Origin of the sequence: Novosphingobium sp. (assembly GCF_031417815.1) — a bacterium.
In the GTDB taxonomy this organism is placed as follows: Bacteria; Pseudomonadota; Alphaproteobacteria; order Sphingomonadales; family Sphingomonadaceae; genus Novosphingobium.
Map to the genome: position 1 here is coordinate 112,764 of NZ_JANOWI010000041.1, position 26,458 is coordinate 139,221.

General features: G+C 62.9%; 29 protein-coding genes. 21 read left to right on the forward strand and 8 right to left on the reverse strand.

Features of this window, described 5'->3' with window-relative positions:
- The first annotated feature begins 4 nt into the window (after positions 1-4).
- From RMN99_RS10265 to RMN99_RS10305, 9 genes are all read left to right on the forward strand, one after another.
- Complete coding sequence (locus RMN99_RS10265; RefSeq protein WP_309623222.1) at positions 5-1,894, forward strand: DUF3604 domain-containing protein; 1,890 nt, start codon at positions 5-7, stop codon at positions 1,892-1,894.
- A 1-nt stretch (position 1,895) separates the two neighbouring features.
- Complete coding sequence (locus tag RMN99_RS10270) at positions 1,896-2,723, forward strand: peptidylprolyl isomerase (protein WP_309623223.1); 828 nt, start codon at positions 1,896-1,898, stop codon at positions 2,721-2,723.
- Positions 2,724-2,788: 65 nt separating this feature from the next.
- The gene (locus tag RMN99_RS10275; protein WP_309623319.1) at positions 2,789-3,754 is read left to right on the forward strand and encodes a HupE/UreJ family protein; all 966 of its coding nucleotides are present in this window, start codon (positions 2,789-2,791) and stop codon (positions 3,752-3,754) included.
- 12 nt (positions 3,755-3,766) lie between these two features.
- Positions 3,767-4,576 carry a crotonase/enoyl-CoA hydratase family protein gene (locus RMN99_RS10280; protein WP_309623224.1) on the forward strand — a complete coding sequence of 270 codons (810 nt, stop codon included), beginning with the start codon at positions 3,767-3,769 and terminating at the stop codon, positions 4,574-4,576.
- A 60-nt stretch (positions 4,577-4,636) separates the two neighbouring features.
- Positions 4,637-5,902, forward strand: a complete 1,266-nt coding sequence (gene ribB / locus RMN99_RS10285; protein WP_309623225.1) for a 3,4-dihydroxy-2-butanone-4-phosphate synthase — start codon at positions 4,637-4,639, stop codon at positions 5,900-5,902.
- 3 nt (positions 5,903-5,905) lie between these two features.
- Complete coding sequence (gene ribH, locus RMN99_RS10290) at positions 5,906-6,325, forward strand: 6,7-dimethyl-8-ribityllumazine synthase (protein WP_309623226.1); 420 nt, start codon at positions 5,906-5,908, stop codon at positions 6,323-6,325.
- Positions 6,322-7,257 (forward strand): aldo/keto reductase, encoded by a 936-nt coding sequence (locus tag RMN99_RS10295; protein ID WP_309623227.1) that lies wholly within the window; start codon positions 6,322-6,324, stop codon positions 7,255-7,257. Before ribH ends, RMN99_RS10295 begins: the two co-directional genes overlap by 4 nt.
- Positions 7,254-8,081, forward strand: a complete 828-nt coding sequence (locus RMN99_RS10300) for a DMT family transporter (RefSeq protein WP_309623228.1) — start codon at positions 7,254-7,256, stop codon at positions 8,079-8,081. The genes RMN99_RS10295 and RMN99_RS10300 overlap by 4 nt, the downstream gene beginning before the upstream one ends.
- A gap of 86 nt (positions 8,082-8,167) precedes the next feature.
- Positions 8,168-8,926: a hypothetical protein gene (locus RMN99_RS10305; protein WP_309623229.1), complete on the forward strand. Its 759-nt coding sequence runs from the start codon at positions 8,168-8,170 to the stop codon at positions 8,924-8,926.
- 3 nt (positions 8,927-8,929) lie between these two features.
- On the opposite strand, the gene RMN99_RS10310 is transcribed toward RMN99_RS10305, so the two are convergent.
- From RMN99_RS10310 to RMN99_RS10325, 4 genes are read right to left on the reverse strand one after another with little or no spacing between them, the layout of a single operon-like run.
- A complete protein-coding gene (locus RMN99_RS10310; RefSeq protein ID WP_309623230.1) occupies positions 8,930-9,451 on the reverse strand; it encodes a DUF1254 domain-containing protein in 522 nt (173 codons plus the stop codon).
- The gene (locus tag RMN99_RS10315) at positions 9,448-10,044 is read right to left on the reverse strand and encodes a DUF1214 domain-containing protein (RefSeq protein ID WP_309623231.1); all 597 of its coding nucleotides are present in this window, start codon (positions 10,042-10,044) and stop codon (positions 9,448-9,450) included. The genes RMN99_RS10310 and RMN99_RS10315 overlap by 4 nt, the downstream gene beginning before the upstream one ends.
- Positions 10,037-11,122 (reverse strand): hypothetical protein, encoded by a 1,086-nt coding sequence (locus tag RMN99_RS10320; RefSeq protein ID WP_309623232.1) that lies wholly within the window; start codon positions 11,120-11,122, stop codon positions 10,037-10,039. The genes RMN99_RS10315 and RMN99_RS10320 overlap by 8 nt, the downstream gene beginning before the upstream one ends.
- Positions 11,123-11,126: 4 nt before the next feature.
- On the reverse strand, positions 11,127-12,200 hold the full coding sequence (locus tag RMN99_RS10325) for a phosphotransferase (RefSeq protein ID WP_309623233.1): 1,074 nt from the start codon (positions 12,198-12,200) through the stop codon (positions 11,127-11,129).
- 146 nt (positions 12,201-12,346) lie between these two features.
- Between RMN99_RS10325 and RMN99_RS10330 the strand changes: the two genes are divergently transcribed.
- Positions 12,347-13,651, forward strand: coding sequence for a Vps62-related protein (locus tag RMN99_RS10330; RefSeq protein ID WP_309623234.1), 1,305 nt, complete (start codon positions 12,347-12,349; stop codon positions 13,649-13,651).
- 11 nt (positions 13,652-13,662) lie between these two features.
- Here the strand turns inward: RMN99_RS10330 and RMN99_RS10335 are convergent, their stop codons facing one another.
- Together RMN99_RS10335 and eno are read right to left on the reverse strand one after the other, a co-directional pair.
- Positions 13,663-15,243, reverse strand: a complete 1,581-nt coding sequence (locus RMN99_RS10335) for an AbgT family transporter (protein WP_309623235.1) — start codon at positions 15,241-15,243, stop codon at positions 13,663-13,665.
- A gap of 73 nt (positions 15,244-15,316) precedes the next feature.
- On the reverse strand, positions 15,317-16,600 hold the full coding sequence (gene eno / locus RMN99_RS10340; protein ID WP_309623236.1) for a phosphopyruvate hydratase: 1,284 nt from the start codon (positions 16,598-16,600) through the stop codon (positions 15,317-15,319).
- A 165-nt stretch (positions 16,601-16,765) separates the two neighbouring features.
- On the opposite strand from eno, the gene RMN99_RS10345 reads away from it, so the two are divergent.
- From RMN99_RS10345 to trmFO, 6 genes are all read left to right on the forward strand, one after another.
- Positions 16,766-17,344, forward strand: coding sequence for a hypothetical protein (locus RMN99_RS10345; RefSeq protein WP_309623237.1), 579 nt, complete (start codon positions 16,766-16,768; stop codon positions 17,342-17,344).
- A 47-nt stretch (positions 17,345-17,391) separates the two neighbouring features.
- Positions 17,392-17,781, forward strand: coding sequence for a phage holin family protein (locus RMN99_RS10350; protein ID WP_309623238.1), 390 nt, complete (start codon positions 17,392-17,394; stop codon positions 17,779-17,781).
- A complete protein-coding gene (locus tag RMN99_RS10355) occupies positions 17,778-18,116 on the forward strand; it encodes a hypothetical protein (RefSeq protein ID WP_309623239.1) in 339 nt (112 codons plus the stop codon). The genes RMN99_RS10350 and RMN99_RS10355 overlap by 4 nt, the downstream gene beginning before the upstream one ends.
- A 6-nt stretch (positions 18,117-18,122) precedes the next feature.
- On the forward strand, positions 18,123-18,593 hold the full coding sequence (locus tag RMN99_RS10360) for a hypothetical protein (RefSeq protein ID WP_309623240.1): 471 nt from the start codon (positions 18,123-18,125) through the stop codon (positions 18,591-18,593).
- A gap of 85 nt (positions 18,594-18,678) precedes the next feature.
- Positions 18,679-18,900 carry a DUF4170 domain-containing protein gene (locus RMN99_RS10365; protein WP_309623241.1) on the forward strand — a complete coding sequence of 74 codons (222 nt, stop codon included), beginning with the start codon at positions 18,679-18,681 and terminating at the stop codon, positions 18,898-18,900.
- Positions 18,897-20,252, forward strand: a complete 1,356-nt coding sequence (trmFO, locus tag RMN99_RS10370; protein ID WP_309623242.1) for a methylenetetrahydrofolate--tRNA-(uracil(54)-C(5))-methyltransferase (FADH(2)-oxidizing) TrmFO — start codon at positions 18,897-18,899, stop codon at positions 20,250-20,252. Before RMN99_RS10365 ends, trmFO begins: the two co-directional genes overlap by 4 nt.
- 4 nt (positions 20,253-20,256) lie before the next feature.
- Here trmFO and RMN99_RS10375 read toward each other — a convergent pair whose 3' ends face one another.
- On the reverse strand, positions 20,257-20,736 hold the full coding sequence (locus RMN99_RS10375; protein WP_309623243.1) for a hypothetical protein: 480 nt from the start codon (positions 20,734-20,736) through the stop codon (positions 20,257-20,259).
- Positions 20,737-20,769: 33 nt separating this feature from the next.
- The gene (locus RMN99_RS10380) at positions 20,770-21,411 is read right to left on the reverse strand and encodes a squalene/phytoene synthase family protein (protein WP_309623244.1); all 642 of its coding nucleotides are present in this window, start codon (positions 21,409-21,411) and stop codon (positions 20,770-20,772) included.
- A gap of 148 nt (positions 21,412-21,559) precedes the next feature.
- Here RMN99_RS10380 and RMN99_RS10385 point away from each other — a divergent pair, with 148 nt between their 5' ends.
- The 5 genes from RMN99_RS10385 (at position 21,560) to RMN99_RS10405 (ending at position 26,415) form a co-directional block, all read left to right on the forward strand.
- The gene (locus tag RMN99_RS10385; RefSeq protein WP_309623245.1) at positions 21,560-22,849 is read left to right on the forward strand and encodes a pilus assembly protein TadG-related protein; all 1,290 of its coding nucleotides are present in this window, start codon (positions 21,560-21,562) and stop codon (positions 22,847-22,849) included.
- Positions 22,846-23,313, forward strand: coding sequence for a TadE/TadG family type IV pilus assembly protein (locus tag RMN99_RS10390; RefSeq protein WP_309623246.1), 468 nt, complete (start codon positions 22,846-22,848; stop codon positions 23,311-23,313). The genes RMN99_RS10385 and RMN99_RS10390 overlap by 4 nt, the downstream gene beginning before the upstream one ends.
- A 2-nt stretch (positions 23,314-23,315) precedes the next feature.
- Positions 23,316-23,744, forward strand: a complete 429-nt coding sequence (locus RMN99_RS10395; RefSeq protein ID WP_309623320.1) for a pilus assembly protein — start codon at positions 23,316-23,318, stop codon at positions 23,742-23,744.
- Between the two features lie 140 nt (positions 23,745-23,884).
- Entirely contained in the window at positions 23,885-25,819 is a 1,935-nt protein-coding gene (locus RMN99_RS10400) for a VWA domain-containing protein (protein WP_309623247.1), read from the forward strand.
- Positions 25,816-26,415 (forward strand): TadE/TadG family type IV pilus assembly protein, encoded by a 600-nt coding sequence (locus RMN99_RS10405; protein WP_309623248.1) that lies wholly within the window; start codon positions 25,816-25,818, stop codon positions 26,413-26,415. Before RMN99_RS10400 ends, RMN99_RS10405 begins: the two co-directional genes overlap by 4 nt.
- The last annotated feature ends 43 nt before the right edge of the window (positions 26,416-26,458 follow it).

A 26,458-nucleotide genomic window follows, 5' to 3' on the forward strand; every position in this document is an offset into this window, starting at 1 on the left:
GGGGATGCGCAGGATATTCCATTTGACGGCCGCGCTGCTCGGTTCAGCCGTGCTGGTATCGGGCTGCGACAAGGTCAAGCAGGTTGTGACCGGCAAGGTCGAAGTGGCGAACACCGCTTATCCCGAACGGGTTTATTGGGGCGATACGCACCTCCACACCTCGAACTCGCCCGATGCTTTTGGTCTTGGCAACCGGCTTGACCCGGAAGAGGCACTGCGCTTTGCCCGGGGCGAGGAAGTGACCAGTTCCACTGGGATCAAAGCCAGGCTCGCCCGACCGCTCGATTTTCTGGTGATCACCGATCACTCTGATGGTTTTGCCACGATCAAGGACCTCTACAACGCACCGCGCTCGTTCATCACCCATCCGACGATGCGGCGCTGGTACGACATGATGCACGAAGGCCCCGAACAATCGCGGAAGGCGGTGGGCGAAATCATCGAAGCCAAAGCCAAAGGCACCTTGCCCAAGGAACTGATCAATCCGGTCGGCGCGGCAGAACGGTTGCACAAGAACTGGACAGCGCATGTCGCCACGGTCGAACGCTATAACGAACCGGGCAAGTTCACAGCCTTCCTCGGTTTCGAATACACGTTGATGAACGGCGGCAGCAACCTGCACCGCAACGTGGTGTTCCGTGACAGCGGCAACCGCGTGGCCGACTTTTCGCCAATTGCCTCGTTCGATACGACCAGCCCCGATGGTCTGTGGGATTGGCTTGACACCTATGAGAAGCAGACCGGCGGCAAGGCGCTGACCATCCCGCACAATTCGAACCTCTCGAACGGCGAGATGTTCATGATGACCGAGCCATCGGGCGCACCGATGAGCGGTGCCTATGCCCGCCGCCGGGCGGCGCGCGAACCCTTGGTGGAAATCACCCAGATCAAGGGCGACAGCGAAAGCCATCCATTCATGTCGCCCAACGATGAATTCGCCAGTTATGGCGATGCCGGGTGGGAGCTGGGCAATCTCGACTTATCGGTCAAGAGCACGCCGGAGATGCAGCCGGGGTCCTACGTCCGCGAGGCGCTCAAACGCGGGCTGCTGATCGAACAGCGCACCGGGCAAAATCCCTACAAGTACGGCGTGATCGGATCGACCGATGCGCACACCTCGCTGTCAACTGCCGATGATGACAACTTTTTCGGCAAGCACCCGGGCGCAGAACCATCGCCCACCCGCGCCACCAAGACACAGGGCCTTGGCCGTCACGACGAACGCCAGGGCTGGAACTACCTGGCCAGCGGCTATGCCGCGGTCTGGGCGACCAGCAACAGCCGCGAGGCGATCTTCGATGCGATGATGCGCAAGGAAGTCTACGCCACCACCGGCCCGCGAATGGTGCTCCGCGTGTTTGGTGGTTGGGATTTCACCGCGCAGGATCTGGCGGGCGATTGGGTCAAGGCCGGTTATGGCCGCGGGGTGCCGATGGGCGGAACGCTGAAGCGCGGCGGCACCAGCGCACCAAGCTTCATCATCTCGGCACTGAAAGATCCGGCCGGCGCCAATCTTGACCGGGTTCAGGTCGTCAAGGGCTGGGTCGATGCGGCCGGGCAGGCGCACGAGAAGATCTTCGATGTATCCTGGAGCGAGATGGACAGCGCGCGCAAACTGATCGGCGGCAAGGTTCCGGCGGTCGGCGATACCGTCGATCTGGCCAAACCGTCCTATGCCAACACCATCGGCGCACCGGCGCTGACGACTGTCTGGGCCGACCCCGAATTCGATCCGGGCAGCCGCGCTTTTTACTATGTCCGCGTGCTCGAAATTCCGACACCCAGCTGGGTCGCCTATGACAGGATACGCTTCAACCTGACGCTCGACCCCGCGATCCCGCTCAAGCAGCAGGAACGCGGCTACACCGCGCCGATCTGGTACACCCCGGGCTGATATGGACTGGAACGGCATAGGCCGGCGGCTGATCAAGGAGCCGCTGGTCCATTTCCTGATTGCCGGTGCAGCGGTGTTCATGGTGCTGTCGGGCCGTCCGCCCGAACTTGGCGAGCGGCGGATCGTGGTCGATGAAGTTGTGGTCGGCGCCCTCGCCCAGCGTTACTATGACAGCTTCCACCGCATGCCGAGCCGGGACGAGCTTGACGGGCTGATCCGCGATTACGTGGCCGACCAGGTCTATTACCGTGAGGCGCTGCGGCTCGGGCTCGACCAGGGTGATGAGGTGGTGGTGCGGCGTATGCGGCGCAAGATGGAGACCATGGCGGTCGCCGAAGCCGAGAGCGCCGAACCCGGCGATGCGGAATTGCAGGCGCTGATCGACAAGGATCCGGCGCGCTATAGCGAAGATCCGCGGACCACATTCGATCAGGTCTACTTTGGCGCTGATACCCCAGAAAACCGCCTGATCGCCGATGCCCGGCTGGTGCAGCTGCGCGCAGGAACGGCCGTGAGCGGCGTCCCCGCCCCGCTTCCGGCGCACGTCGATCAGGCTGCCGCCGATGCGATTTCTGGCCAGTTCGGCGATGAATTCACACTGGCGCTGCGCGGCCTCCCGATCGGACCGTGGCAGGGGCCGGTGGCGTCGGGGCTTGGCCTGCACCTGGTGCGCATCACCGCGCGCGCGGCCCCCAGCCCGCCCACACTGGCCAAGGTGCGCCAACGCGTGACCAACGATTGGCGCGCGGCGGCTACCGCCAAGGCGCAGGGCAAGGCCTATGCCGACATGCTCGAAGGCTACGACGTGGTCATAGTGCCGGTGAAATGAGGGCGAAGTTGATCCGTACTATTTCCCCCTCCCGCAAGCGGGAGGGGCTTCAGACTATAGTGCTGATGCTATTTGCATTGATAGCGGCTCTGCTGGCCTTGCCCGCGCAGGCCGATGAATTGCGGCCCGGCTATCTCGAGGTCACCCAGCGCGATGCACAGACCTGGAAAGTGGTGTGGAAGGCTCCGGTCCTTGGCGGGCTGGCCACGCGCACCCGGCCGGCCTTTCCGCCGTTCTGCACGCAAGGCCCGCCGCGCGCGCGGATCGAAGGCGCAGCGCTGGTGGCCAAAAGCACGCTGATCTGCACCCGCGATCTGGCTGGCAGCAAAGTCGGGCTTGCGGGAATGGACGCCGCGTTCACCGATGCCCTGCTGCGCGTGGCGCCGCTGGGCCGCCCGGTCCAGGCGGCCCGGCTGACGCCCACCGCAGCCATGGTCGAAGTCACCATGGTGCCTGATCGCTGGGAAGTCGCGCGTAGCTATTTCATGCTGGGGGTGGAGCATATCCTGGCCGGTTACGATCACCTGCTGTTCGTCATCGCGCTGGTGCTGCTGCTGCTTCGGCCCTGGGCCGTGGTTCGCGCCGCCACCGCGTTCACCGTGGCCCATTCGCTGACGCTGATCGGCACCACGCTGGGCCTGATCGGCCTGCCGCAGGCCCCGGTCGAGGCGCTGATCGCGCTGTCGATCGTGTTCCTTGCGGTCGAGATCATCAAGCACGACCCGGCCCACCCACGGTTGTCGCAGCGCGCGCCGTGGCTGGTGGCCTTCGCTTTCGGGCTGATCCACGGCTTCGGCTTTGCCGGGGCGCTGCGCGAAATCGGCCTGCCTGAAAGCGATGTGCCGATGGCGCTGCTGACCTTCAACCTGGGGGTAGAGGCCGGACAATTGCTGATCGTGGCGGGCTGCGTGGCTGTCCTCGCACTGCTCAGGCGGTTTGTACCCCCGGTGCTGCGTCCGACAGTGCTTGCGGCCAGCTATGCAATCGGGATAACGGCCAGCTTCTGGTTCATGGAACGCATGATCGGTTGAGGAGAGCCCACGATGACTGACGCCCCCGTCCTTTACAGCCTGGATGACCAGGGCATCGCCACGATCACGCTCAACCGTGCAGACCTGCGCAATCCGATCTCCGATCTCGATCTGATCGAGGCGCTGCTGGCCACGCTCGCGGCGATGGAAGACGATGCCAATGTCCGCTGCGCAATCCTGACCGGGGCGGGCAGCGCCTTTTCGGCGGGCGGCAATCTCAAGGCGATGATGCCCGACAGCGGCGGCCTCAATGCCAGCCTCCCGGCGCGCACGCGGCGTAATTACAAGAGCGGGATCCAGCGTCTGCCGCTGGCATTCACCGCGCTTGAAGTGCCGGTGATCGCGGCGGTCAACGGCCCGGCGATTGGGGCCGGGCTTGATCTGGCCTGTATGTGCGATCTGCGCGTGGCCAGCGAAAGCGCGAAGTTCGCCGAAAGCTTCGTCAAGCTGGGGATCATCCCGGGCGATGGCGGGGCCTGGTTGCTGCAGCGGATTGTCGGCTTTTCCAAGGCTGCGGAAATGACACTGACCGGCGAGACAATCGATGCCGCCGAGGCGCTGCGGATCGGGCTCGTCAGCAAGGTGGTGCCCGATGCCGAGCTTCTTTCAGCGGCGCACGCCATGGCCGCGCGCATCGCCTGTAATCCATCGTTTGCGGTGCGCATGGCCAAGCGCCTGATCTGGGACGCGCAGTCGATGTCGATCGGCCAGGTGCTGGAAATGTCGGCGGCGATGCAATCGGTGGCTCACGCCACCAAAGACAATGCCGAAGCGGTCAACGCCTTCCTCGAAAAGCGCAAACCCGTGTTCAAGGGCGACTGATCCACAAGCGATGTGATTTGAGTGTTGAGTATCACATTTTAATGTGATAGCCGCTTGACCATGAGCACGAACATCATCGAACGCGTCCGCCGCCTCGTCAGCGATGGCGGTATGTCCCGCTCTGGCCTTGCCCGCGCGGCGGGGCTTCATGCCAACACCTTGCGTGATTGTACCGATGACGAATGGAACCCGACCACCGAAACACTGCGCAAGCTGGAGGTGTTTTTGTGGGATAGTGACGAGAGCCCGGTGCTTGTCCCGATCGAAGAGATTATCGACGAGGCCCGCAACGGCCGGATGTTCATCCTGGTCGACGACGAAGATCGCGAGAACGAGGGCGATCTGGTGATCCCCGCGCAGATGGCCACGCCCGATTCGATCAACTTCATGGCGATGCATGGCCGCGGGCTGGTCTGCCTTACCCTCACCCGCGAGCGGACCGAGCAGCTCGGGCTTGAACTGATGGCCCGCAACAACGGCACCCGCCACGAAACCGCCTTCACCGTCTCGATCGAGGCGCGCGAAGGGGTGACCACCGGCATTTCCGCAGCTGACCGCGCCCGCACCGTGGCGGTGGCAATCGATGGCGGCAAAGGCCGCCAGGATATCGTCACCCCGGGGCATGTCTTTCCGCTGATCGCGCGCGATGGCGGCACCCTGGTGCGCGCCGGGCATACCGAAGCCTCGGTCGATATCTCGCGCCTCGCCGGTCTCAATCCTTCGGGCGTGATCTGCGAGATCATGAACGAGGACGGGACGATGGCGCGGATGGATGATCTGGTGCCGTTCGCGCGCAAGCACGGCCTCAAGATGGGGACGATCCGCGATCTGATCGAGTATCGCCGCAAGAACGACCACCTGGTCGAACGGATCAGCGAAGTGCCGTTCACTTCTGACTATGGCGGCGACTGGAAGCTGCTGACCTTCCGCAACAAGGTCGACGATACCACCAGCTTCGTGTTGCAGAAAGGCCAGGTCGATCCGGCCCAACCGACCCTGGCCCGGGTTCACACCATCTCGATCCTGGATGACATGCTGGGCCAGCCCGGCCCGCGCAAGCGCACGCTGCAGCGCGCCATGGCCGAAATCGGCCGCGAAGGCACCGGGATGATCGTACTGCTGATCCAGCCGCGCGAAGGCGGCACCCTGCCCGGCGAAGGCCCGGCGCAGGACATGGACCTGCGCAGTTACGGGATCGGCGCGCAAATCCTTGCCGATATGGGCGTGCACGATATGATCCTGCTGACCAATTCGCATCGCAATGTCGTCGCCATCGAAGGCTACGGCATCAACATCGTGGGCGAACGCCCGATCCCGGCGGAGTAACCCATGGCCCGATTCCTCATCGTCGAAGCGCGCTTCTACGATCATCTCAACGATATGCTGATCGCAGGCGCCAATACCGCGCTCAAGGCGGCGGGCCATCAGGTCGATGTCATCACCGTGCCCGGCGCGCTTGAAATTCCAGGCGCGATCTCGCTGGCCGAACAGTCCGGCCTCTATGAAGGTTATGTCGGCATCGGCGTGGTGATCCGGGGTGAGACCTATCACTTCGAAATCGTCGCCGGTGAAAGCGCGCGCGGGATCATGGCGCTGACCATGGACGGGATCGCCATCGGCAACGGTGTGCTGACTGTGGAAAACGAAGCGCAGGCACTGGTCCGCGCCGACCCCAGACAGAAAGACAAGGGCGGGGAAGCGGCCAAGGCCGCGCTCGCCCTGCTCGCCCTCAAGGAGAAATTTGCATGAGCCGCCACCCTTCGCTTTCGGGCCTCAAGCTGGTCCTGGGCGGCAATGTCTTTGGCTGGACCGCGGATGAGGACACCAGCTTTGAAATTCTTGACGCGTTCTACGAAGCCGGCGGGCGGATGATCGATACCGCCGAAGCCTATTCGGCCTGGGTTCCGGGCCATAAGGGCGGCGAAAGCGAGACCGTCATTGGCAACTGGATGAAGGCTCGCGGGGTGCGCAAAGAAATGCGCATCGCCACCAAGACCGGGGTGATGGGCCAGCCCGGCGATCTCAAGCCCGAAAAGCTGCGCGAACGGCTGGCGGGATCGCTGGACCGGCTGCAGAGCGACTACGTCGATCTCTACTATGCCCACCGCGATGATCCCGAAACGTCGCAGGACGAAGTGGCCGAGGGCTTCGCTGCGCTGATGACTGAGGGCAAAGTGCGCGAGGCCGGTGCCTCGAACTTCACCGAAGCCCGCCTGCGTTCGGCCCTCGCCGCTGCCAAAACCGCCGGCGTGCGCGGGTTCAGCGTGCTGCAGAACGAATACAACCTGCTGGAGCGCGACGCTTTCGATTCCGACTATCAGAACTTTTGTGTCGTGAATGATGTGGCGATGCTGCCGTTCTTCGGGCTCGCCAGCGGGTACCTGACCGGCAAGTACCGCAAGGACGCCGATTTCACGCGCTATCCCCGCGGTGAACGGGTCAAGAAGTATCACGAAGGCAAGGGCCCGGCGCTGCTCGCCGTAATGGACCGCATCGCGAAGGATTGCGAAGCCACCGTCGCGCAGGTCGCGCTGGCCTGGCTGCTGGACCAGCCCGGGATTGCCGCGCCGATCGCCAGCGCGACCACCGCCGACCAGCTCGATGAACTGGTCGAAGCGGTCGACATCGAACTGATGCCCGATCATCTGACCTTGCTGACCAAGTCCGTTACGGCCGCGTGATCGAAACCGCGTCGCTGCTGATGGTGGCATCAGGTGCGGCACATGCGGTGGTCAATGCCGTGGTCAAAAGCGGCGGCGACAAGATGTCGAGCCGGGCGCTGGTCGATGGATCAAGCGCGCTACTGGTCTTGCCGCTGGCCTTCGTGGCCTCGCTGCCAAGCGGGGCCTGGGGCTATCTGGCAGGATCGCTGATCGTGCATCTGGTTTACCTGGTCTGCCTGGTAAAGGCATTTGAAGCCGCCGATATGAGCGCGGTCTATCCGGTGATGCGCGGCACCGCTCCGGTAATTTCCGCCGTTGCAGCCGCATTGTGGTTGCGCGATCCGATGACGGTGCCAGTCGCCGCAGGGGTGCTGCTGGTCAGCCTGGGGACCATGGTGGTGGCGTGGTGGAACCCACCAAGCCGCAAGGCACTCGGCTGGGCTTTGGCGACCGGGGCCTCGATCGCGCTGTATACCGTGATCGATGCCAAAGGCGTGCGCGCAGCCCCTTCAGCCTTCAGTTATTTCGTCTGGGTGTTTCTGGCGCTGGGCGGATGCATTGCCGTGCTGTTTGCGTTGTGGCGCGGCCCGCGCTTCATCGCCGAGGCGCGCAGCCAATGGAAGCCGGGGCTGTTCGCCGGGGCACTCTCACTGGTAACCTATGGGCTGGCGCTGTGGGCCTACCGCCTTGGTGATGTCCCCCGCCTGGCCGCCTTGCGCGAATGTTCAATCCTGTTCGCGGTCGCTATCGCGTTCTTTTTCCTCAAGGAACGGATCAGCCCCGGGCGCGCGCTGGGTGCAGGCCTGATTGCTGCGGGCAGCGCCGTTCTGCTGGCACTGTGAAACCTTGCGCGCAGATTACCAAAGGCCCATGATCCGTTCAGGTTGATCACATCACAACTGAACACCGCAACACGGGAGAGGGGCACATGAAACAGACAACCGCATTTTTCGCATTGGCCGCGATGCTGGCCAGCGCCGCGCCGGCGATGGCTGCCAGCGACTATCTGCTGCAAATCGACGACGTAAAGGGAGAGTCGGCCGCCACACCGGTGGCCGTCGACAGCTGGTCGTTCGGGGTCTGCAATTCGGGGCAATGCACGTCCAGCACAGCATCGCGCGATACATCGACCGGCCAGTCCAGCGGCCGAACTGGCGGCAGCGGCACCGCGAGCTGGGATCTTGCCACCAATAAGGGCGGCCGCATGGCTGCCGGTGGTGGCGGCGGTTCGGGCGGCCAGGTCAGCGTCGCCACCGGTGATGTCGATGGCGATGGCAGCCCCGATCTGATCTTCTCGGCAAGCCAGAGCACGGTCTATGGCTTCAGCCTGACGCTCGACGCGGCATCACCGGGCGTTGCTGCGGCTTGTGCAACAGGCAAGATTGCTTCCGCTACGCTGACCAACGGCACCGAAAGCTTCGCTGTCTCCAGCGTCAGCGTGGTCTGCACCAAGGGCGGCGCAGGCGGCGGCGCAGCCGCTGCAAGCTACGCCCGCAGCGGGATCACGCGGATCGATTCCACCCCGGCCCGGATCAGCACCAACATGACGGTCGGCAAACAGACCCAGGGCGCCACGTTTGGCGAGAAGGTACAGCCAGCGCTTGCCAGCAGCGGCACTGTAACGATGACTTTCACCGGTGGGCAGATGAAGCACACCAAGAGCGGCCACGTTACCTTGCTCAAATAGCGGCTAGAGCGGCGCGCAGCGATCCGCGCTGCGCGCCGCATCTGCCGCGGCAAATCGTTCGGCATTGGGCGCCAGACGCCGATCGAGCACAATCCCCCGGTCCGATGGCGAGATCACCACTGTCACACCTGGCGGAGTTTTCTGCGCTTCGCGCGCCAGCACGAAAACGATGCCTTGCGGCTGCCGGGTGGTATCGAACACTGCGATATTATCCGTGTTGGCCGCAAAGACCGAAAGCGAGACGTAGCCCTCGTCCGGACTGGGCGCGGCGCTGATCCGCACCGGGCCATTCGACAGATCATAGACGCAGGTCGAATAGGCCAGATCGGGCGAAGGCCGCACCACGCCGCGCGAATTCTGTGTCGTTCGCGGGCCGAACAGAAAAGCGTTCACGGCCTTGTCGGGCCCGCCAAGCTTGTTCATCGCCGCGCGCATCAGCACGTGCGGGGTGGCAAGCACCAGGCCGACGTGGCCCACGGCGGCGGCGGCACCAAACAGCGCCAGCAATTTGAGCGTCCGGTTCATGCTGCACCTTTGCAATCAAGCCGCGTCACTTCAGGCATCGGGATCGTCGCAAAATCCTGCTGGGCGGCGGCTGTCGGCTGATAAATACGCAAGGTAATGTCGAAGCTGCCGGCATTGCGGGTCGATGCCCAAGCACCCGCCTGCGGGCGCGCGGGCGAGAGCAGCGCGCTCCACCGCCCGTCTGCAGCGGGGGTCACTTCGGTGGCATCGAACGACAGCGCATCGTCATCGTTGCGCGGCAGGAAATTGTCTGCGGCATAGACCGTCACCGACCACCAGCGTCCAGGCATTGCACCGCCGCTGACCTTGTACTGACACCCTTCCCGCAGTGCCTGCCCGGCATCGTCGGTCTTGCGGGTGAAATAGATCGCCTGGCTCTTGTTGAGCGCGAGCAGCCCGCTGACCGCTACGCGGGCGCGCAGCCACGGTCCGGCGTCGGCCGAACCGGTTACGCTGCTGCCGTACCAGCCTGCATAGTTCTTGCCGCCCATTCCGCCGGTGATGGCCCACCAGCCGCTGAGCAGCCCGGCGATCAGGCCCAGCGCAATTGTCGCCGCGATGGCCAGGCGGGCGTATGCGCGGGTCTCAGCCAAGGTCCATGAACTCCTTCAGCCCCATCGGCGCATAAGGACCGATGATCAGCTGCTCGAACACGCCGAAGCCTTCGCCGTGCTTGTCGCTGGTGACCTTGCAAGGCAGCTGGACGTGGTAGTTGTCCATCGATCCGGGGCTGCATTGCTCCAGCCCGAAATCCTCGCGCTCCACCACCAGGGGTCCGTGATAAAGCCCGTGGTTCCATTTGGGCGAGGTATAGCCCAGCCCGCGCATCTGGAACCGGCCGACCGGGGTCAACGTCAGGGTCTCGGGTCCGTCCGGGCCTGCGATGGTCAGCACGCCGTCCCTGGGCCAGCGCGTCCCCGGCGTCAGCGGCGCCGCCATCTCGCCTTCGGTATCGAACAGGGCTTCGGGCCCGGCCCCATCGGGCGCGATCACCGCGCGGGTGTTCCACTGGTGGCCCCTGGCATCGGCATTGACGTGGAAGAACACACTGCGATCGGCAAAATTGAGCGGGGTCCACTGCCAGAAGAATCCCGGAACTACGCCGGTGCCATGCGGCTGTTCATCGCGGCTGCCAACCGGGCGCACCCCCCAGCTGCGATCGCGGGTGCCCATGGTTCCCGGCGCACAATCCATCCGCACCCCGTCGACCTCGATCCACCCGGTGTAATGCCCGTTCTGGGTCATCCGGGTATAGTCCATGAAGGTGCGCGGGCCGATCCGGTGGATGAAGCGCGGCTCCTCGATCGGGAAGGCGCGGCCAGTAAAGGTGATCTCGGCCTTGATCCCATCGCCATCGACAATGACGCGCAGTTTCTGCAGCGGCTCGATGATCTCGATCCGGATCGGGCCGACCTGCATATCCAGCCGCTCCATCCCCAGCTCGCGACTGGCGTGGAGATTGTGCTGCACCCCGTCACGGATCACGCAGAAATGCGCGTCGGCCACATTGAGGTGCGGATAGATCCCCATCGCCGCGGCAAAGAAGCCCGAGCCATCGCCGGCATAGCCGTTGAAGAAATAGCGGTCGTAGAAATTGCGATCGGTGCCGGCATAGGCCACCGGTTCCGGGGTCTGGTGCAGCGGATAATCGTCGCACTTGGTCAGGACCATTGGATCAGCCTTTCAGTTTCGATAAGCTGCCGTGCTGCAGCGCCAGCGCGCAGCCGCCGCGCGCCATCGACAGGAAATTGGCATCGCCGCGCGGCGTGCGTTCGACATAGGCGGCGCTGAATACTGCGGTAGAAACCCCGTGCAATGCACCCACCACATATTCGTCCCAGATCGCATCGCGGCTCAGCGCCACGCCGCGCTCGGTCATTTCGGCGCAGTAGAGATCGAGCAGTTCGGCTTCGTGCTGGCGGCGCATCACATCGCCGATGCCGGTGCCCATGAAATAGCCGATGTCGGTCATCGCATTGCCCACCGCCACGGTCTGCCAATCAAGCACCGCGATCGGTTCGGCCCCGCCGTGGATATCGAACAGCATGTTATCGAGCCGGAAATCGCCGTGGATCAGGCACTTGGTGCCGTGATCAATCCCGAACCAGGCGTCGCGCCCTTCGCTCAATTCCTCGCAGATCGCCATGAATTCGGGTTCGAGCAAATCGCCATAGCGTTCGCGAAACACTGTCTGAGCATTGCCATAAAGCGCTTTCACCTGATCGATGTGGCCATCTTTCGGCTTCAGCCATGGCGTGTCGATCAGCGCGGGGTTGTTCCAGCTTGGCGCATGCAGGCCCGCGGCCTGACGCAACCCTTCGCGGGCATCGGCCAGCGTGCAGCTTTCAAGCTGGTTGCCGCCACGCGCCGGACCCAGATCCTCGAAGATCAGGACGAATTCGATCCCGTCCTCGGCCAGTTCGGCGCCCAGCACCTTTGGCACCCGAACATCCAGATGCGGGGCAAGATCGCGGTAGAACCCGACTTCCTTGGCGTAGAGTCCAAACGCGCCGGCGGTGCCGCGGCTGGCGGCGTCTTCGGCCGGAAATTTTCCCGCGACCGTCGCCGGGCCGCCCTGTTCGTGATCGAAAGTCAGGTGAAAGCGCGCGCTATCGCCCACCTGGCCGGTGCCGATCGGTTCCCACTGCACATCTACCACCGAAGCATCGGCGTGCAGGCCATGATGGCGCAAGGCCGCAGTCAGCCATGCGGCCGACACTGCGGCCGGATGAGACGGAAAACCGGCCATGCCCTCTCCTTGCCCACTAATTTAATCGCCTGATAAAACGGCTGCAGCGCGATCTGGCAACCGCTATGTCTGGCCTTCTGACGAATAGATGCAAGCCCCGCGCGCAAAATGGCGATAGGTTTGCGCCAAACGGGGAGAGGCAGGGGATGAGCGACGAAACATTTGGCGGCGGGCATGCCGCAGATCGGCCACTATCGCTTGTGCAAATCGCGGCGCTGATCGCGCGCCATGCCCCGATCGTTTATTTCCATCCCGACGAAGCCTATTTCCCCGCCAGCATCGAATGGTACCTGGCGCGCGCGGTGCTGGTGGATGCGGCGGATGGTTCGGTGGTGCTGCGCCGCCCTGCCCCGGCCGACTTGCCAGCGGGTCCGCTGGATCCCGCCTCGCCCGATCCGTTCTGGCTGACGCTTGATCCCGAAATTGCCGGCCCGGCGATCGAGCCACACCTCGCCCCCGCCGATGATCCGCGCCGCGGCAATCTTGACAGTGCAAGGGCCTATGTCCGTGCGGTGCACCATCCCGATCTGGGCGCCACCGACCTGCAATTCTGGATGTTCTATCCTTACGACGGCCCCGGCCTGGCGCGGCTGCGCCCGGTCGAGTTGGGGGCGATGCGCGCCGATCATCTGCTCAACCTGTGGCCCGGCGGGATGCACGAGGCCGATTGGGAGCTGGCCGCCATCAGGATCGACCATGCCACGCTGGAACCCTGCGCGGTCTTCACTTCGCAGCACAAGGACGGCGATTGCCATGCCGGGGCCGAAGCAATGCGTAAACTTGAGCGCGACGAAACCGGGCGGATCCGGCTCTATTCGTCGCTCTATGGCCATGCCACTTATGCCCATGCCGAGGAACGCAAGCTGTTCTACACCTGGAAGCCATTGGTAATTTGCGGGATTGAGCTGGCCTTGATCGATCAGACCCGCCCGGGCCGGGCCTGGAACCTTGGTCATCCCGAACACCATCTGCTGATTTCAACTTCGTGGAACGATCCCGCGTTGCCCGAGCCTGGCTGGCTGCAATTCCCGTGGCGCTGGGGCGCGCGCGATCCGGCCGGGGGGCGGTTTACCCGGCGATTTGTCGATGCGCTCAAGGCCCTGCTTGAAGGGCGGATGGCGACCACCGTGCTGTTGCTGCACATCCTTACGCTGGGCCTTTCCGCGCTGGCCTTCGCCTTTGCGGCGGTGATCCTGGGCGGAAAGCTGGGAACCAGGCTGCTCGGCAGCGCGGCAGACAATTCCGGCCCGGTCGGCCCGCGCTGGCAGCCCGGCAAGTGGAATGGCACCTATGGTTTTGCCGGGCCGCCTCCGCCAATCGCCTGGCGCGCCGAGGGCCACCCGGTCGCACGGCACCTAACCGGGCTGAGCAATAGCGTGTGCTACCTGCCGGTCCGGCTGGTCAGCGCGCTGTTCGGACTGGTGGCTTTGCCCTTCTTGCCAGAGGCTTAGGACAACCTCATTCACTGCGCCGGGGCGGGTAGTACCTGGCCCGGCACCTGGTACGAGACCGCAGCACCTGGCCCGACCGGCAGGTCGAGCGCCACCCAGCCTGCGGTGATCACCAGTCCGGCCAGGTAAAAGGCGATCGCAATAGGCAGTGTCGCCGACAGCAGCGAGCCTAGCCGGAACGCCGGGTTCCAGCGCTGGCAATAGATCAGCGTGAGGATGAAGTAGGCGTTGAGCGGCGAGATCAGGTTCGTCACCACATCGCCCACCCGGTAAGCTGCGGTGGTCATTTCAGGCGAAACGCCGAGCAGCATGAACATCGGTACGACAACCGGCGCCATTGCCGTCCACTTGGCCGAGCCCGAGGCGATCAGAAAGTCGAGCCAGGCCGAAGCGGTAGCCAGCAAAGGCAGTAGCAAAGCGGGCGGCGCATGCAGTTCGCGCAGCGTTCCGGCACCTTGAATTGCGACAATCGGGGCAAGGTTGGACCACCCAAACATTGCCACGAAATGCGCCGCGAAAAAAGCCAGGACCAGGTAGGGCAGCATGCCCTCCAGCCCCTTGCCCATCATCACCACAACATCACGGTGCGTGGTGATCGTGCCGACCGCCTTGCCATAAATCCATCCCGCACCGACCATAAGACCCGTCAACAACGGAACGGTAGCCCGGTAGAATGGCAGGATCCGCTGCGCTGGTTCTGCCGCAGAATCATAAAGCGGCGCATAGCCGGGCACGAAAATCAGCGCGAGCACGATCCCGACGAACAGAACCGTCACCGCGCCCGCCCGGCGCAGCCCGCGCAGTTCCGTCTTGCTCAGCGGTGCGGGGGATTCATAGCTGCCGTTGCTGTGACCGTGCCAATCTCCCAGCCTCGGCCCGACAACTTTTTCAGCGAGAAGCCAGCCAAGCCCGATAAAGGCCACCGCGATTGCGATCAGGTACCACCAGTTTCCGAACGGGTTCATTTCCCATTGCGGTGACAGCAACCTGGCCCCGGTCTGCGTAATACCGAATATCAGAACGTCGTACTGGCCGGGCAACAAATTGCCGGCCAGGCCGGTGCAACAGCCAGTAAATCCCAGGATACAGCCCAGAACCGGGTTGCGACCGGCCGCCGCGAACATCATCCCGGCGAGCGGCACGTACACCAGAAACCCGAAATCAAAAGCATGGATCGTTAACATGCCAAGCAGGATTGTTGCCGGAACCAGTAGAACCGGAGGCACGCCCTGCATCATCCGCCGCAGCAGCGCCGGCAGCAGCCCGGAATGTTCTGCCACCCCGGCCCCCAGCATGATTGTCAGGGCAAAACCCAGCGGGGTAAACCCGGTGTAGGTCTTGGGTACTTCGGTAAGCAACTGGCGGATCATATCTTCGGAGAGGAGGTTTCTGGCTTTCAGCACTTCCCCGGTGACCGGGTTGGTCACAGTCCAGCCCTGTGCGGCGCCGATCGCCGAAACCATCATCAGGATGAGGATTATCCCTGCAAAAATCGCAACGGGATCAGGCAAGGCATTTCCGAGCAGCTCGACCCGGTTGAGGAACCGATCCCGCCAGGTGCCGCGCGCAATTGGTCTCGTGCCGGTCGCCATAGTTCCCCCCAGATCGCGACCGAGGCGAAATATGATCGAATTACGGCTCTTAGCAATTCAAATTCGCATGACCTCAAGCCAGCCGGCCAAATGCTCCGACGCCGGCGTAGTGCGCCGCGTCGCCCAGCTCTTCTTCGATCCGGATCAACTGGTTGTACTTGGCGAGCCGGTCCGAGCGGGCGAGGCTGCCGGTCTTGATCTGGCCGCAGTTGGTGGCCACCGCCAGATCGGCAATCGTGGCATCCTCGGTTTCGCCCGAACGGTGCGACATGACCGCAGTGTAGCCATTGCGATTGGCAATGCTGACCGCATCCAGCGTTTCCGACAGCGTGCCGATCTGGTTGACCTTGACCAGCAGCGAATTGGCCAGACCCATCTCGATCCCCATGGTCAGACGCTTCGGATTGGTGACGAACAGATCGTCGCCGACCAGCTGGACCTTGTCCCCGACCAGGTCGGTGATCGCCTTCCAGCCTTCGAAATCGTCTTCGCCCATGCCGTCTTCGATTGAGCGGATCGGATAGTCCTTGCACAATGCGGCAAGGTAATCGGCCATCGCCACCGGGCTCAGCGAAAGGCCTTCACCGCTGATTTCATACTTGCCGTTCTTGAAGAATTCGGTCGCCGCGCAATCAAGCGCCAGCGCAATTTCTTCGCCCGGCTTGAACCCGGCCTTGGCGATCGATTCCATGATGAAATCGAGCGCGGCGCGGGTGCTGGAAAGGTTGGGCGCGAACCCGCCCTCATCGCCCACTGCGGTGGCCAGACCCTTGTCGTGCAAGCCTTTTTTCAGCGTGTGGAAAATCTCCGATCCCCAGCGAACCGCTTCAGCCAGGCTGTCCGCACCGATCGGCATGATCATAAATTCCTGGAAATCGATCGGATTGTCAGCGTGTTCGCCGCCGTTGATGATGTTCATCATCGGCACCGGCAGCACATGCGCCGAAACCCCGCCGATATACGAATAGAGCGGAAGGCCCCGCGCATTCGCCGCGGCCTTGGCCACCGCCAGGCTGGTGCCAAGGATCGCATTGGCGCCAAGGCGGGCCTTGTTTTCGGTCCCGTCCAGCTCGATCATCAACCGGTCGATATCGCGCTGGTCTTCGCCGTCGAAGCCCAGCAGCGCATCGGTAATTTCGGTGTTCACCGCAGCCACCGCCTTGAGCACGCCCTTGCCCAGATACCGCGCCTTGTCACCATCGCGCAGCTCAACCGCTTCGTGCGCCCCGGTCGATGCGCCCGAAGGCACGGCGGCGCGTCCAAAGCTGCCATCATCAAGCAGGACATCGACTTCGACGGTGGGATTGCCCCGGCTGTCAAGCACTTCGCGGGCGTGGATATCGATGATTGCGGTCATGGCCGGGGCCTCCTCAAGCGGCGTTTGCGCTGCCTTAGCAGCGGGGACTAGGCAGGCAAGTTGCAATGCAGCATAATAGCTATGCACAATTGGAACTTGCAGGTCGCAAGCTGCGTTACCACATGGAATCTATTGCCCCACTGGGGCCAACGAAAGGCATTCAGCATGGCCAAGACCCCGATCAAGAGTACCGCCGCAAAAGCAACCCCCGCCAAGAAGCCCGCCGCGCCCAAGAAGGCCGCAGCACCTGCGGCGGCTTCAACAGTCGATGCCAAGGCCAAATTCAGCAAGGCGATCGAAGAAGCCAAGGCCGGTGCCACTGCTCTGAAGAGCGAAGCCCAGGCCAAGGCCGGTGCCTATCGCGATCAGCTTTCCGCCAAAAGCGGCGATTGGGCCGAAGACGCAAAGGATCTTGCCGCGCAGGCCAAGACCCGCGCCGGCGATCTGGCGGTTGAAGGCAAGGCCCGCACCAGCGACGCGATTGCCAGCCTTGGCAAGATCGTCTCGGAAAACGCTGGCACGATCGATGAAAAGCTGGGCACCCGCTATGGCGACTATGCCCGTACCGCCGCGCGGTCGATGCAGGAAACCGCCGCCAAGATCGAATCCAAGGAACTGGGCGAACTGGGCGACGACGCCAAGCAATTCGTCCGCAAGAGCCCGGGCCTGGCTGTGGGGATCGCCGCAGTGGCCGGTTTCTTCTTGGCCCGGCTGTTCCGCGGTGGATCGTCGGACCAAAGCTGAGCTGCGGGCGTTGACAGGCCACCCGGCTTTGCGTCTTGTCGTCAACCATGAACGATGAATCCCCGCCGCTGATTGCGGAGCATTGCGACGACCCGGCGCAGCGTTCGCTGGTCGATGATGTGCGCCAGATGGTTTCCGACGGGCGGACGCTGCTCGAAGCGGAGTTGGCTTACCAGAAAAGCCGCGCTGCAGTGGCGGGCGTCGGGGCCAAGGGCGTGGCGGTGTGGGGCGCGCTGGCGCTGGCGCTGGTGTTTTTCACGCTGATGGCGCTAATCGTCGGTGCGCTGCTGGTGCTGGCGCATTACCTCGGGCCGGTGCTGGCGACAGGGATGGTGACCGGCGTGCTGCTGATGGCCACCCTTGGTGCCGCGCTCGCCGCGCGCAGCAAGTGGGCACACACCGCGCGCCAGCTGGCCGATCAGGATCCTGCGCCATGAGCGACACCGAGCGCCAGCTTGCCGAAGATCGCCAGAACCGCGCCAGCGCACGGGCGCTGTTCGATCAGCGACTGGCGCAAGTGAAAAGCGATCTTGGCGCGCGCGGGATCGCCGGGCGGATCAAGCACGGCGCAGCCAGCAAGGGCGCTGACGCGATGGCCCAGGGGCTTGATGTCGCCCGCGAAAACAAGGGCGTGGTTGCCGCAACCGGCGCAGCGCTGACGCTGTGGTTCTTTCGCAATCCACTGCTCGCGCTGCTACGCCGCCTTGCCGGGGCCGATCAACATACGGTTCAGGATCAGCCGTCTAGCGACGAAGCAGACAACGAGGAGTGACCCAACGTGAGTGGAGCCGATGATCGCCGCGACCGGATCAAGCAACGCATAGCCGCGTCGCAGGCCCGGCTTGACCGCGAAAGCGCAGACCTGCCCGCGCTGCCGCGCCGCGATCCGCTGCCCGATCGCTATCCGCCCGAGGACTATCGTAGCCTGGCTGCCGAATATCCCGTGCTGACTCTGGCTGCGGGCCTTGGCATTGGCCTGCTGATCGGCGCGCTGGTGCCCAAAGGGATCGGCGGGAGATTTGGCAAGCGAGCCTTCACCGTTGCCACGGCGGCGGCTGAACTTGGCTTCGTACTCAGCAAGCAAACGCGCGAACGGGCCGAAGATGCCGGGCGGGAAGGCCTTACCCAGCTTGACGATCGCACCGCGCCTTTGCGCCAGCGTGCCGCCCGCGCCGGTGGTGCGGCTCGCAGCCAGGGCGCGCGGCTGGCCGGGGAAGCGATCAAGCTGGCGGCGCGGCTGCGCAAATAGCGATAAGACCCGAGCGCCCCGCCCTTGATTGGAAGGCGATCCCGCCCTATTGGCGCGGCTTCTCTTTCCCCAGGGTAAACCAGCCATGAGCAGCCAGAAACTGCACCTTGTCATCGGAGGCCGGGTCAAGGACCCGCAAGGCCTCGAATTCGTCGATCTTGCAGCGCTGGACTATGTCGGCGTCTACGACAATTACGCCGAGGCCGAAGACGCCTGGCGCAGCAGCGCCCAGCGCACGGTGGACGATGCCGAAATGCGGTACGTGGTGGTCCATCTCCACCGCCTGCTCCAGCCCGACATGCCTTGACCCGCCAGGTCCACATTATCGGCGGCGGCCTGGCCGGCAGCGAGGCCGCTTGGCAGCTCGCCCGGCGCGGCATTCACGTGCGCCTGTCGGAAATGCGTGGCAGCGGGGATAGCACCCCGGCGCATCAGGGCATCGGCCTTGCCGAACTGGTCTGCTCGAACAGTTTCCGCTCTGACGATCACGAAAACAACGCGGTCGGGCTGCTCCATCAAGAGCTGCGCGCATTAGATTCGCTGATCATGCGCGCCGCTGCCGTGGCGCAGGTTCCGGCGGGTTCTGCCCTGGCGGTCGACCGCGATGTCTTTTCGGCCGAAGTGGAAAAGGCACTGGCGGCGCAGCCGACTTTGGAAGTGGTGCGCGAACGGATCGACGTTCTGCCTGCTGCTGGCCTCACCATCGTCGCTACGGGCCCACTGACCGCAGCGGCGCTTGCCGCCAGCATCGGCGCGGCAACCGGTGCGGATAGCCTGGCGTTCTTCGATGCGATCGCACCGATCATCCACCATGATTCGGTCAACATGGACATCGCCTGGAAGGCGGCGCGCTGGGACAAGGGGGGCAAGGATTACATCAACTGCCCGATGACCCGCGAACAGTACTACGCCTTCCACCAAGGACTGATGGACGGCGAAAAGACCGAATTCCGCGAGTGGGAGGCCAACACCCCCTATTTCGAAGGCTGCATGCCGATCGAGGTGATGGCATCGCGCGGGGTGGAAACCTTGCGGTTCGGACCGATGAAACCGGTCGGGCTCGACAACCCGCATTGGGCCACCGAAGAACATCCCAGCGGGCGCTGGCCTTATGCTGTGGTGCAACTGCGCCAGGACAACAAGCTGGGCACGCTGTGGAACATGGTCGGGTTCCAGACCAAGCTAAAGCACGCTGAGCAGGTTCGCCTGCTGCGCACCATCCCGGGGCTGGAGCAGGCAGAGTTCGCGCGGCTGGGCGGGCTGCACCGCAACACCTTCCTCAATGCGCCCGAACTGCTCGATCGGCAGCTGCGCCTGAAGCGGGCCCCCCACATCCGCTTTGCCGGACAGATCACCGGCTGCGAAGGCTATGTTGAAAGCGCATCGGTGGGGCTGTTGGCTGGCTTGATGACTGCCGCGCAACTAACCGGATCGGATTGGGCCAGCCCGCCGCAAACCACTGCGCTTGGTGCCTTGCTGGCCCACATCACCGGCGATGCCGAGGCAGACAGCTATCAACCGATGAACATCAATTTCGGCTTGTTCCCGCCGCTCCCGGATGAGGTCAAAAAGAAGCAGCGCAAGGCTGGCTATACCCAGCGTGCCAAGGCCGATCTGGCCACCTGGCAAAGCATCAGCGAGATCGCCGCCTTGGCCTGACCGGTCAGCAGCGGCAAGCGGGCTTCTTCGACGGCTTGGGCCGGGTCTTGGCAAATTCACCGCGGTTGAGGGTGCCATCGCCATTGCCATCAGCGCCCCTGAAGCGATTGTTGGTCGCGACCGACCATTCGTCGAAACTGAGCAGATTGTTGTGATCGGTATCGAGCTTGCGGAACGCGGCGACCCGCGGCTGCAGCATTTCGGTGCGGCTGACCAGATTGTCGCGGTTGCGATCAACGCGGTTGAAGCGCTTCTCCTCTTTCGATGCGTCATCCGCCTCAGGCGGCGCTGCCCCGCGCATGCCCGAACCGTCCTCATCGGGAAGCTCTTCAAGCGGCAGCCCGCTGGGTTGGTCGTCCTCGATCCCCAAGGCCGGTGGCGGCGGCGGCGCACTGGCATCGACCGACGCTTGTCCCTGCCACCAGAACAGCCCCGCCCCGGCCAGCAAAAGTGCCGAAACAGCGCCAAGTATCATCCGGTTCATATTCGCTCCTGCTGCACGCAGAAACAGTATATTCTAAATACCTAGCAAGCCAAGCCGCATGGCAACCAATAAATCGCCAATACCTCCAACAGCAAATTCGCGGTCTCTGGTCCGCTGTGCCAAACCGAAGTGGACCGAAAGCGGGCGCAGAGCGCGCGGCAGCTTCGGCAATTGCCAATCGGATTCGTCTGTAACGGCGCGCAGGCCAGCCGATGGCCCTTGCAACGCGCCAAGATCAAGCAGCGCCCAGCCACGCCCGGCCCGGTTCGCCATGATCGGATCTGCGCCAAGCAGGCCGGCCAGCGCAGCGCAAGCTTCGCCCCGTCCCTGCGTGAAAGCACGGATGCTTTCGGTGCTGGTCGGCTCTTTGCCAAGTTGCTGCTCCCAGCCATCGATCAGCGCGGTCAAAGCAGAGCCGGATTCTCCCCAGGCGGCCAAAGCGCCCAGCACCGGCTCGCCGCGCGGGCGCTGGGCCGGATTTTCAGCGATGCGTTCGCGCCACCACGCCAGCTTGATCTGGCCGAGTACCGGTTCGCGCGCTGATCGCACCACCGCCCCCAGCCGCGCATCGAGCGCGTAGAGCCCGAGGAACAGGCAGCGCGCGGCGCGCGGCGCATAACTCAGTGCCAAGCGCCGGTCGGGCGCGAGCAGCCCCAGCAGTTCGGTTTCGGCCATGGCCGACATTGTATCGCCGGAGGCCGATCAGGCAACGCCGCACCCGAAATTTTCTTGCATTGCTAAACACATGTTAACCGGAAACTTTCAAGGTGCGGATACCAGCTTCGCTTATTGGCAGGTTGTCTCAAAACCAACTGGGGGCATCATGCTCAACACGATTCGACGCAAACTCGCGCAATTGAAGGCCGACACCGGCGGAAACGCGATCCTGCTCGTGGCCGTGGGCATCCCGATGCTGATCGGCGCCGGCGGTGCCGCGGTCGATATTACCCAGTGGTATACCTGGAAGCGCGAACTGCAGCAGGCGACCGATCAGGGCGCGATGGCCGCCGCCTGGGCGCTGTCCAACACCAGCATGCGCGATAAGTACACCACCCGCGGGCGTCAGGACTACAACAACAACCTGGCGCTGACCAAGGGCTTCGCAACCGACGTTACGTTCCGGCTGGCCAGCTATTCGAACGGCACCAACAACAGCGTGATCGCCAGCGCGAGCGCAACCAAGTCGCTGCCATTCTCCTCGTTCCTGACCGGACGCGGCGTGACCGTGTTTGCCAATTCGCAGGCGTCCTTTCGCGCCGGCACCAACTTCTCGGCGTGCCTGACCTCGCTTGGCGAGACCGGGACGACTTTTGAAATTGGTGGCAATGCGAACGTTCAGGCACACTGCGGCCTGGCCGCCCTGTCCTGTTCGAACGACGCGCTGGTGATCGATGCCTCGGCAACCGTGGTCACCGATTCGATCGTCACCTGCGGCACGGCTTCGGTTCCCACCGTCAATCAATCGGTGGTCGCCGAGGTGGGTGAAGGTGTGCTCTCGGATCAGTACGCCGATCTGGTTCCGCCGAACAATCCCACAGCCCGCACTTATGCCTGTTCAACCGGCAACAACAAGCAGGCATCGCCGAGTCCCGGCACGTATACCGGCGGACTTCAGGTGAAATGCAAGACCACGTTTGCTGCAGGCATCTACGTGGTCAAAGGCGGCGATCTCGATCTGACTGCCAACTATACGATAACCGGCACAAACGTGATGTTCGTGCTCAAGGACGGCGCCACTTTGAAGCTGGGCGGTAGCGGGAACGGAAATACGCTCTCGCTGACCCCGATGCAGGCCGCGGATTTCACCGCGCTGGGCTATTCGGCAACGATGGCGAGCCGCTATGCCAACATGCTGATCTTTGAAGATCGCAACAACAACCCGCCGGGCGATCACATCATCAATGGCAATTCGAACTCGCTGTTCCAGGGCACGATCTATCTGCCCGATGGCACCGCGCGGCTGAACGGCACGTCGAGCATCAGCAGCACCTGCCTGCAGATCTCGGCCTTCAAGATCAAGATTCTGGGCAACGCCTATCTCGATACCCGTTGCAACAGCAACCAGACCAACAGCGCCGGTACTTCCATTGCAAAAGTGAACCTGGTCGCATGATCGGGCGGATCACAGCATGTCTGGCGCGATTGCGCAGCGACACTGCCGGTTCGGTCGTGGTGGAAACCGCGATCGTCGCCCCGGTGCTGGTCACGCTGGGTCTGGGGGCATTCGATATCAGCCGGCTGATCGCGCGCCAGTCCGAATTGCAGGCCGGTTCAACCGACGTCGAAGGCATTGTCCTGGCAGTGGCTGGCACCAGCACGGCAACCAATGTAAGCACGATCAAATCGGTGCTGATGAACTCGCTCTCGCTCAGTGCAAACAAGGTAACCGTGGTCAAGATGTACCGTTGCAATGTGCAGACCACATTGACCACGACCAACGGCGATTGTGGCTCGAACGACGTGCTTTCAACCTACGTCCAGGTGACCCTGACTGACAGCTACACACCGATGTGGACGAAATTCGGGCTGGGTTCGACAGTCAACTACAGCCTCGTGCGCACGGTGCAGGTATCGTGACGATGCTGCGCCGCCTGACCACGCTGCCCCGCAGCGACCGCGCCAGCACGACGGTCGAATTCGCGATTCTGGCGCCGGTGATTTTCTCGCTGATGCTGGGTGTGCTGCAGCTTGGGCTGCACATGCACAATTATAACGCTGTGCGATCGGTAGCTACTGATACCGCGCGCTGGGTAATCGTGGAATACCAGAAGGGCAACACCCTTACCGACGAACAGATTGAGAGCAAGGCGACGGCCTACGCGGTCAATGCACCCTATCTGCTTGAAGCCGACAATCTGACGACCACGACGAGCCGGCCAACCACCGATGTTACGGGCACGATCAAGATGCTCGTCCAGGTCAGCTATGTGCCACGCAATGTGCTGAACTTCATCGGAGTCTCATCGCCGACGCTTTCGGTAACGCGTCCGATCTACGTCGACCAATAGTTCCGAAGTTACTCACCTGCTCCGCGGTGATGGGCACAAGTGCCTAACTTACATCAACATATTAACCAGGCGCATTCATCAATGCCTTACGCCTTGCGGCTATGGCTGAGGTTGCAGGATTCCTTGTCAAAGGCCCTTTGATGACCGGTCGCAATCGCATTGCTAGCACCCATGCCGCCGCCGGCCTCTCTCGCCAGCTGCTGCGTGACCGTGCGGGCAACACCATCGCGATGATCGCAGCGGGCCTGTTCCCGCTGTTGGCGCTGGTCGGCGGCGGGATTGACATGGGGCGCAGCTATCTGTCGCAAAGCCGGCTGCAACAGGCCTGCGACGCCGGCGTGCTGGCCGCGCGCAAGAAGCTTGGTTCGCAGATCGTGCTGACGGGAACGGTCCCGGCCGACGTTCAGACCACGGGCGAAAGGTTCTTCAACCAGAACTTCCGCAACGGATCTTACGGCACCAGGAACCGCAGCTTCGTCATGACGCTGGAATCCGATTTCGCGATCAGCGGGGTCGCTCATGTCGATGTGCCCACTTCAATCATGTACCTGTTCGGCGCCACCAATGTCGCGGTTGATGTGAAATGCGCCGCGAAACTGAACTTTTCGAACACCGACATCATGTTCGTGCTCGATACCACCGGTTCGATGGCCCAGGAGACCAGCGACAACATCCCGCGGATCGATGTCCTCAAAAAGGTCGTCAAGGATTTCCACGCCCAGCTTGAAGGCAGCAAGTCACCGGGCACGCGAGTGCGCTATGGCTTTTTGCCCTATTCCGCCAACGTTCGCGTCGCCGATATCCTCAAGTCTGACTGGATGGTCGACAAGTGGAGCTATCAATCGCGCCGGCCCAACACGCCCACGCAAACCACCGCCTCTTATTATACTGTGACATACACACAGCTGGGTGGAACGTCCGAAAGCAAGACATTTCCGAAAAGTGCCACGTGCCCCGCAGACACCAAGGGAACGACATATGGTCCGACGGTGGAGGTGAGCGCATCGCCCCACGAATACTATTACGACTCCCTGTCAAACGGGACCGATTATAACTGCATGCTGGCCGATGGTCTTTATACCATCACCGGTGACGTGTTTACGAATTTTTCCCAGCGTACGACTTGGAAATATGCCAAGAACGCCCCCTATTTCAACTATACCTACAAGTACGCTCCGGTTGAAGTGGACGTGTCCTCGCTGAAAGGCGCCACGGGCCAGGACGCTCCGGTCTATGGCAGCGTCCAGGCTGAAATCGAAGGCAACAACTACAGCTCGGCGCCCAATCCCTATCCAATCTACAACACCGGCTGTGTCGAAGAACGCGACACATACGAGATCACCGACTGGGCCAATGTCGACCTGACGCGCGCGCTTGATCTTGACATCGATCTGGTTCCGACTCCCGGCCAGGCCAAAACCCAATGGCGCCCGATGCTGCCGGAGATGATCTTCGAACGCACGTTAGACTCCGATGGCTCCGGCAGTTTCAGCGTTCCCGCGGTCGACACTGCGGACTACTATCTCAATCCCGCCTGGGCCGGCAATGCCGCGTGCCCGGCAGCGGCGCGCAAGATGGGCGAGATGACCGCGTCAGATGTCCAGGCCTATCTCAATACCCTGAACCCAGACGGCGCTACCTATCACGACATCGGCATGATCTGGGGCGGCAGGATCCTCTCGCCCACCGGTCTGTTTGCCAGCGAGAACGCCGATGTGCCGGGCAAGCCAACATCGCGCCACATGATTTTTCTGACCGATGGCGAGACCAATACCCGTGATATCGTCTATGGATCTTACGGAGTTGACGGCCTTGACCGGCGGCGCTGGCGCTCGCAGGCGGAATCGGGGATCAGCCTCGACGAAGTGGTCGAAAAGCGCTTCGGCGTGGCCTGTGATGAGGTCAAGAAGCGCAACATCACGGTCTGGGTGATCGGCTTTGGCACCGCGCTCAACCCGGTCATGACGCAATGCGCTGGCCCGGGTCACTATTTCGAGGCATCCACGGCCTCGCAGCTTGGCGATGTTTTCAACAAGATCGCTGCGCAGATGGGCGATCTGAGGATCTCGAAATGACGTTGCGGGGCCCGGCAACGGTTATGCGCGATGAAAGCGGCGCCACCGCTGTCGAATTCGCGATGGTCGCGCCGGTCCTGCTGACGATGCTGTTCGGTCTGTTTGACCTGGGCCACAACATGTACACGGCGCAGATGCTGCAAGGCGCGATCCAGAAATCCGCGCGCGATTCCACAATCGAAAGCGCCGCGACCAGTTCTGCCCAGCTCGACAGCATGGTAACCAAAGCAGTGCGCGCGATCGCGCCAGGTGCCACGCTGACTTTCAGGCGCAAGTCCTATTCGAACTTCACTGCGGTTGCGCGGCCTGAAGATTACACCGACCTCAATGCCTCAGGCATATGCGACAATGGCGAGGCGTTCGAGGATGCCAACGGCAATGGTACGTGGGACAAGGACATGGGCAAGGACGGCTTTGGAGGGGCACGCGATGCCGTGCTCTATACCGTGTCCGTGTCCTACAACCGGCTTTTCCCGATTGCGGCATTCATCCCCGGCCAATCCAAGACCTTCACAATGGCGACCTCCACGGTGCTGCGCAATCAGCCTTACGGCCAGCAGGGGCAAACGCTTCCGAAGACCGGAAACTGCATATGACTGGCACGTTCAAAGATCCACGACTGACCAGGTGTAACGCCGG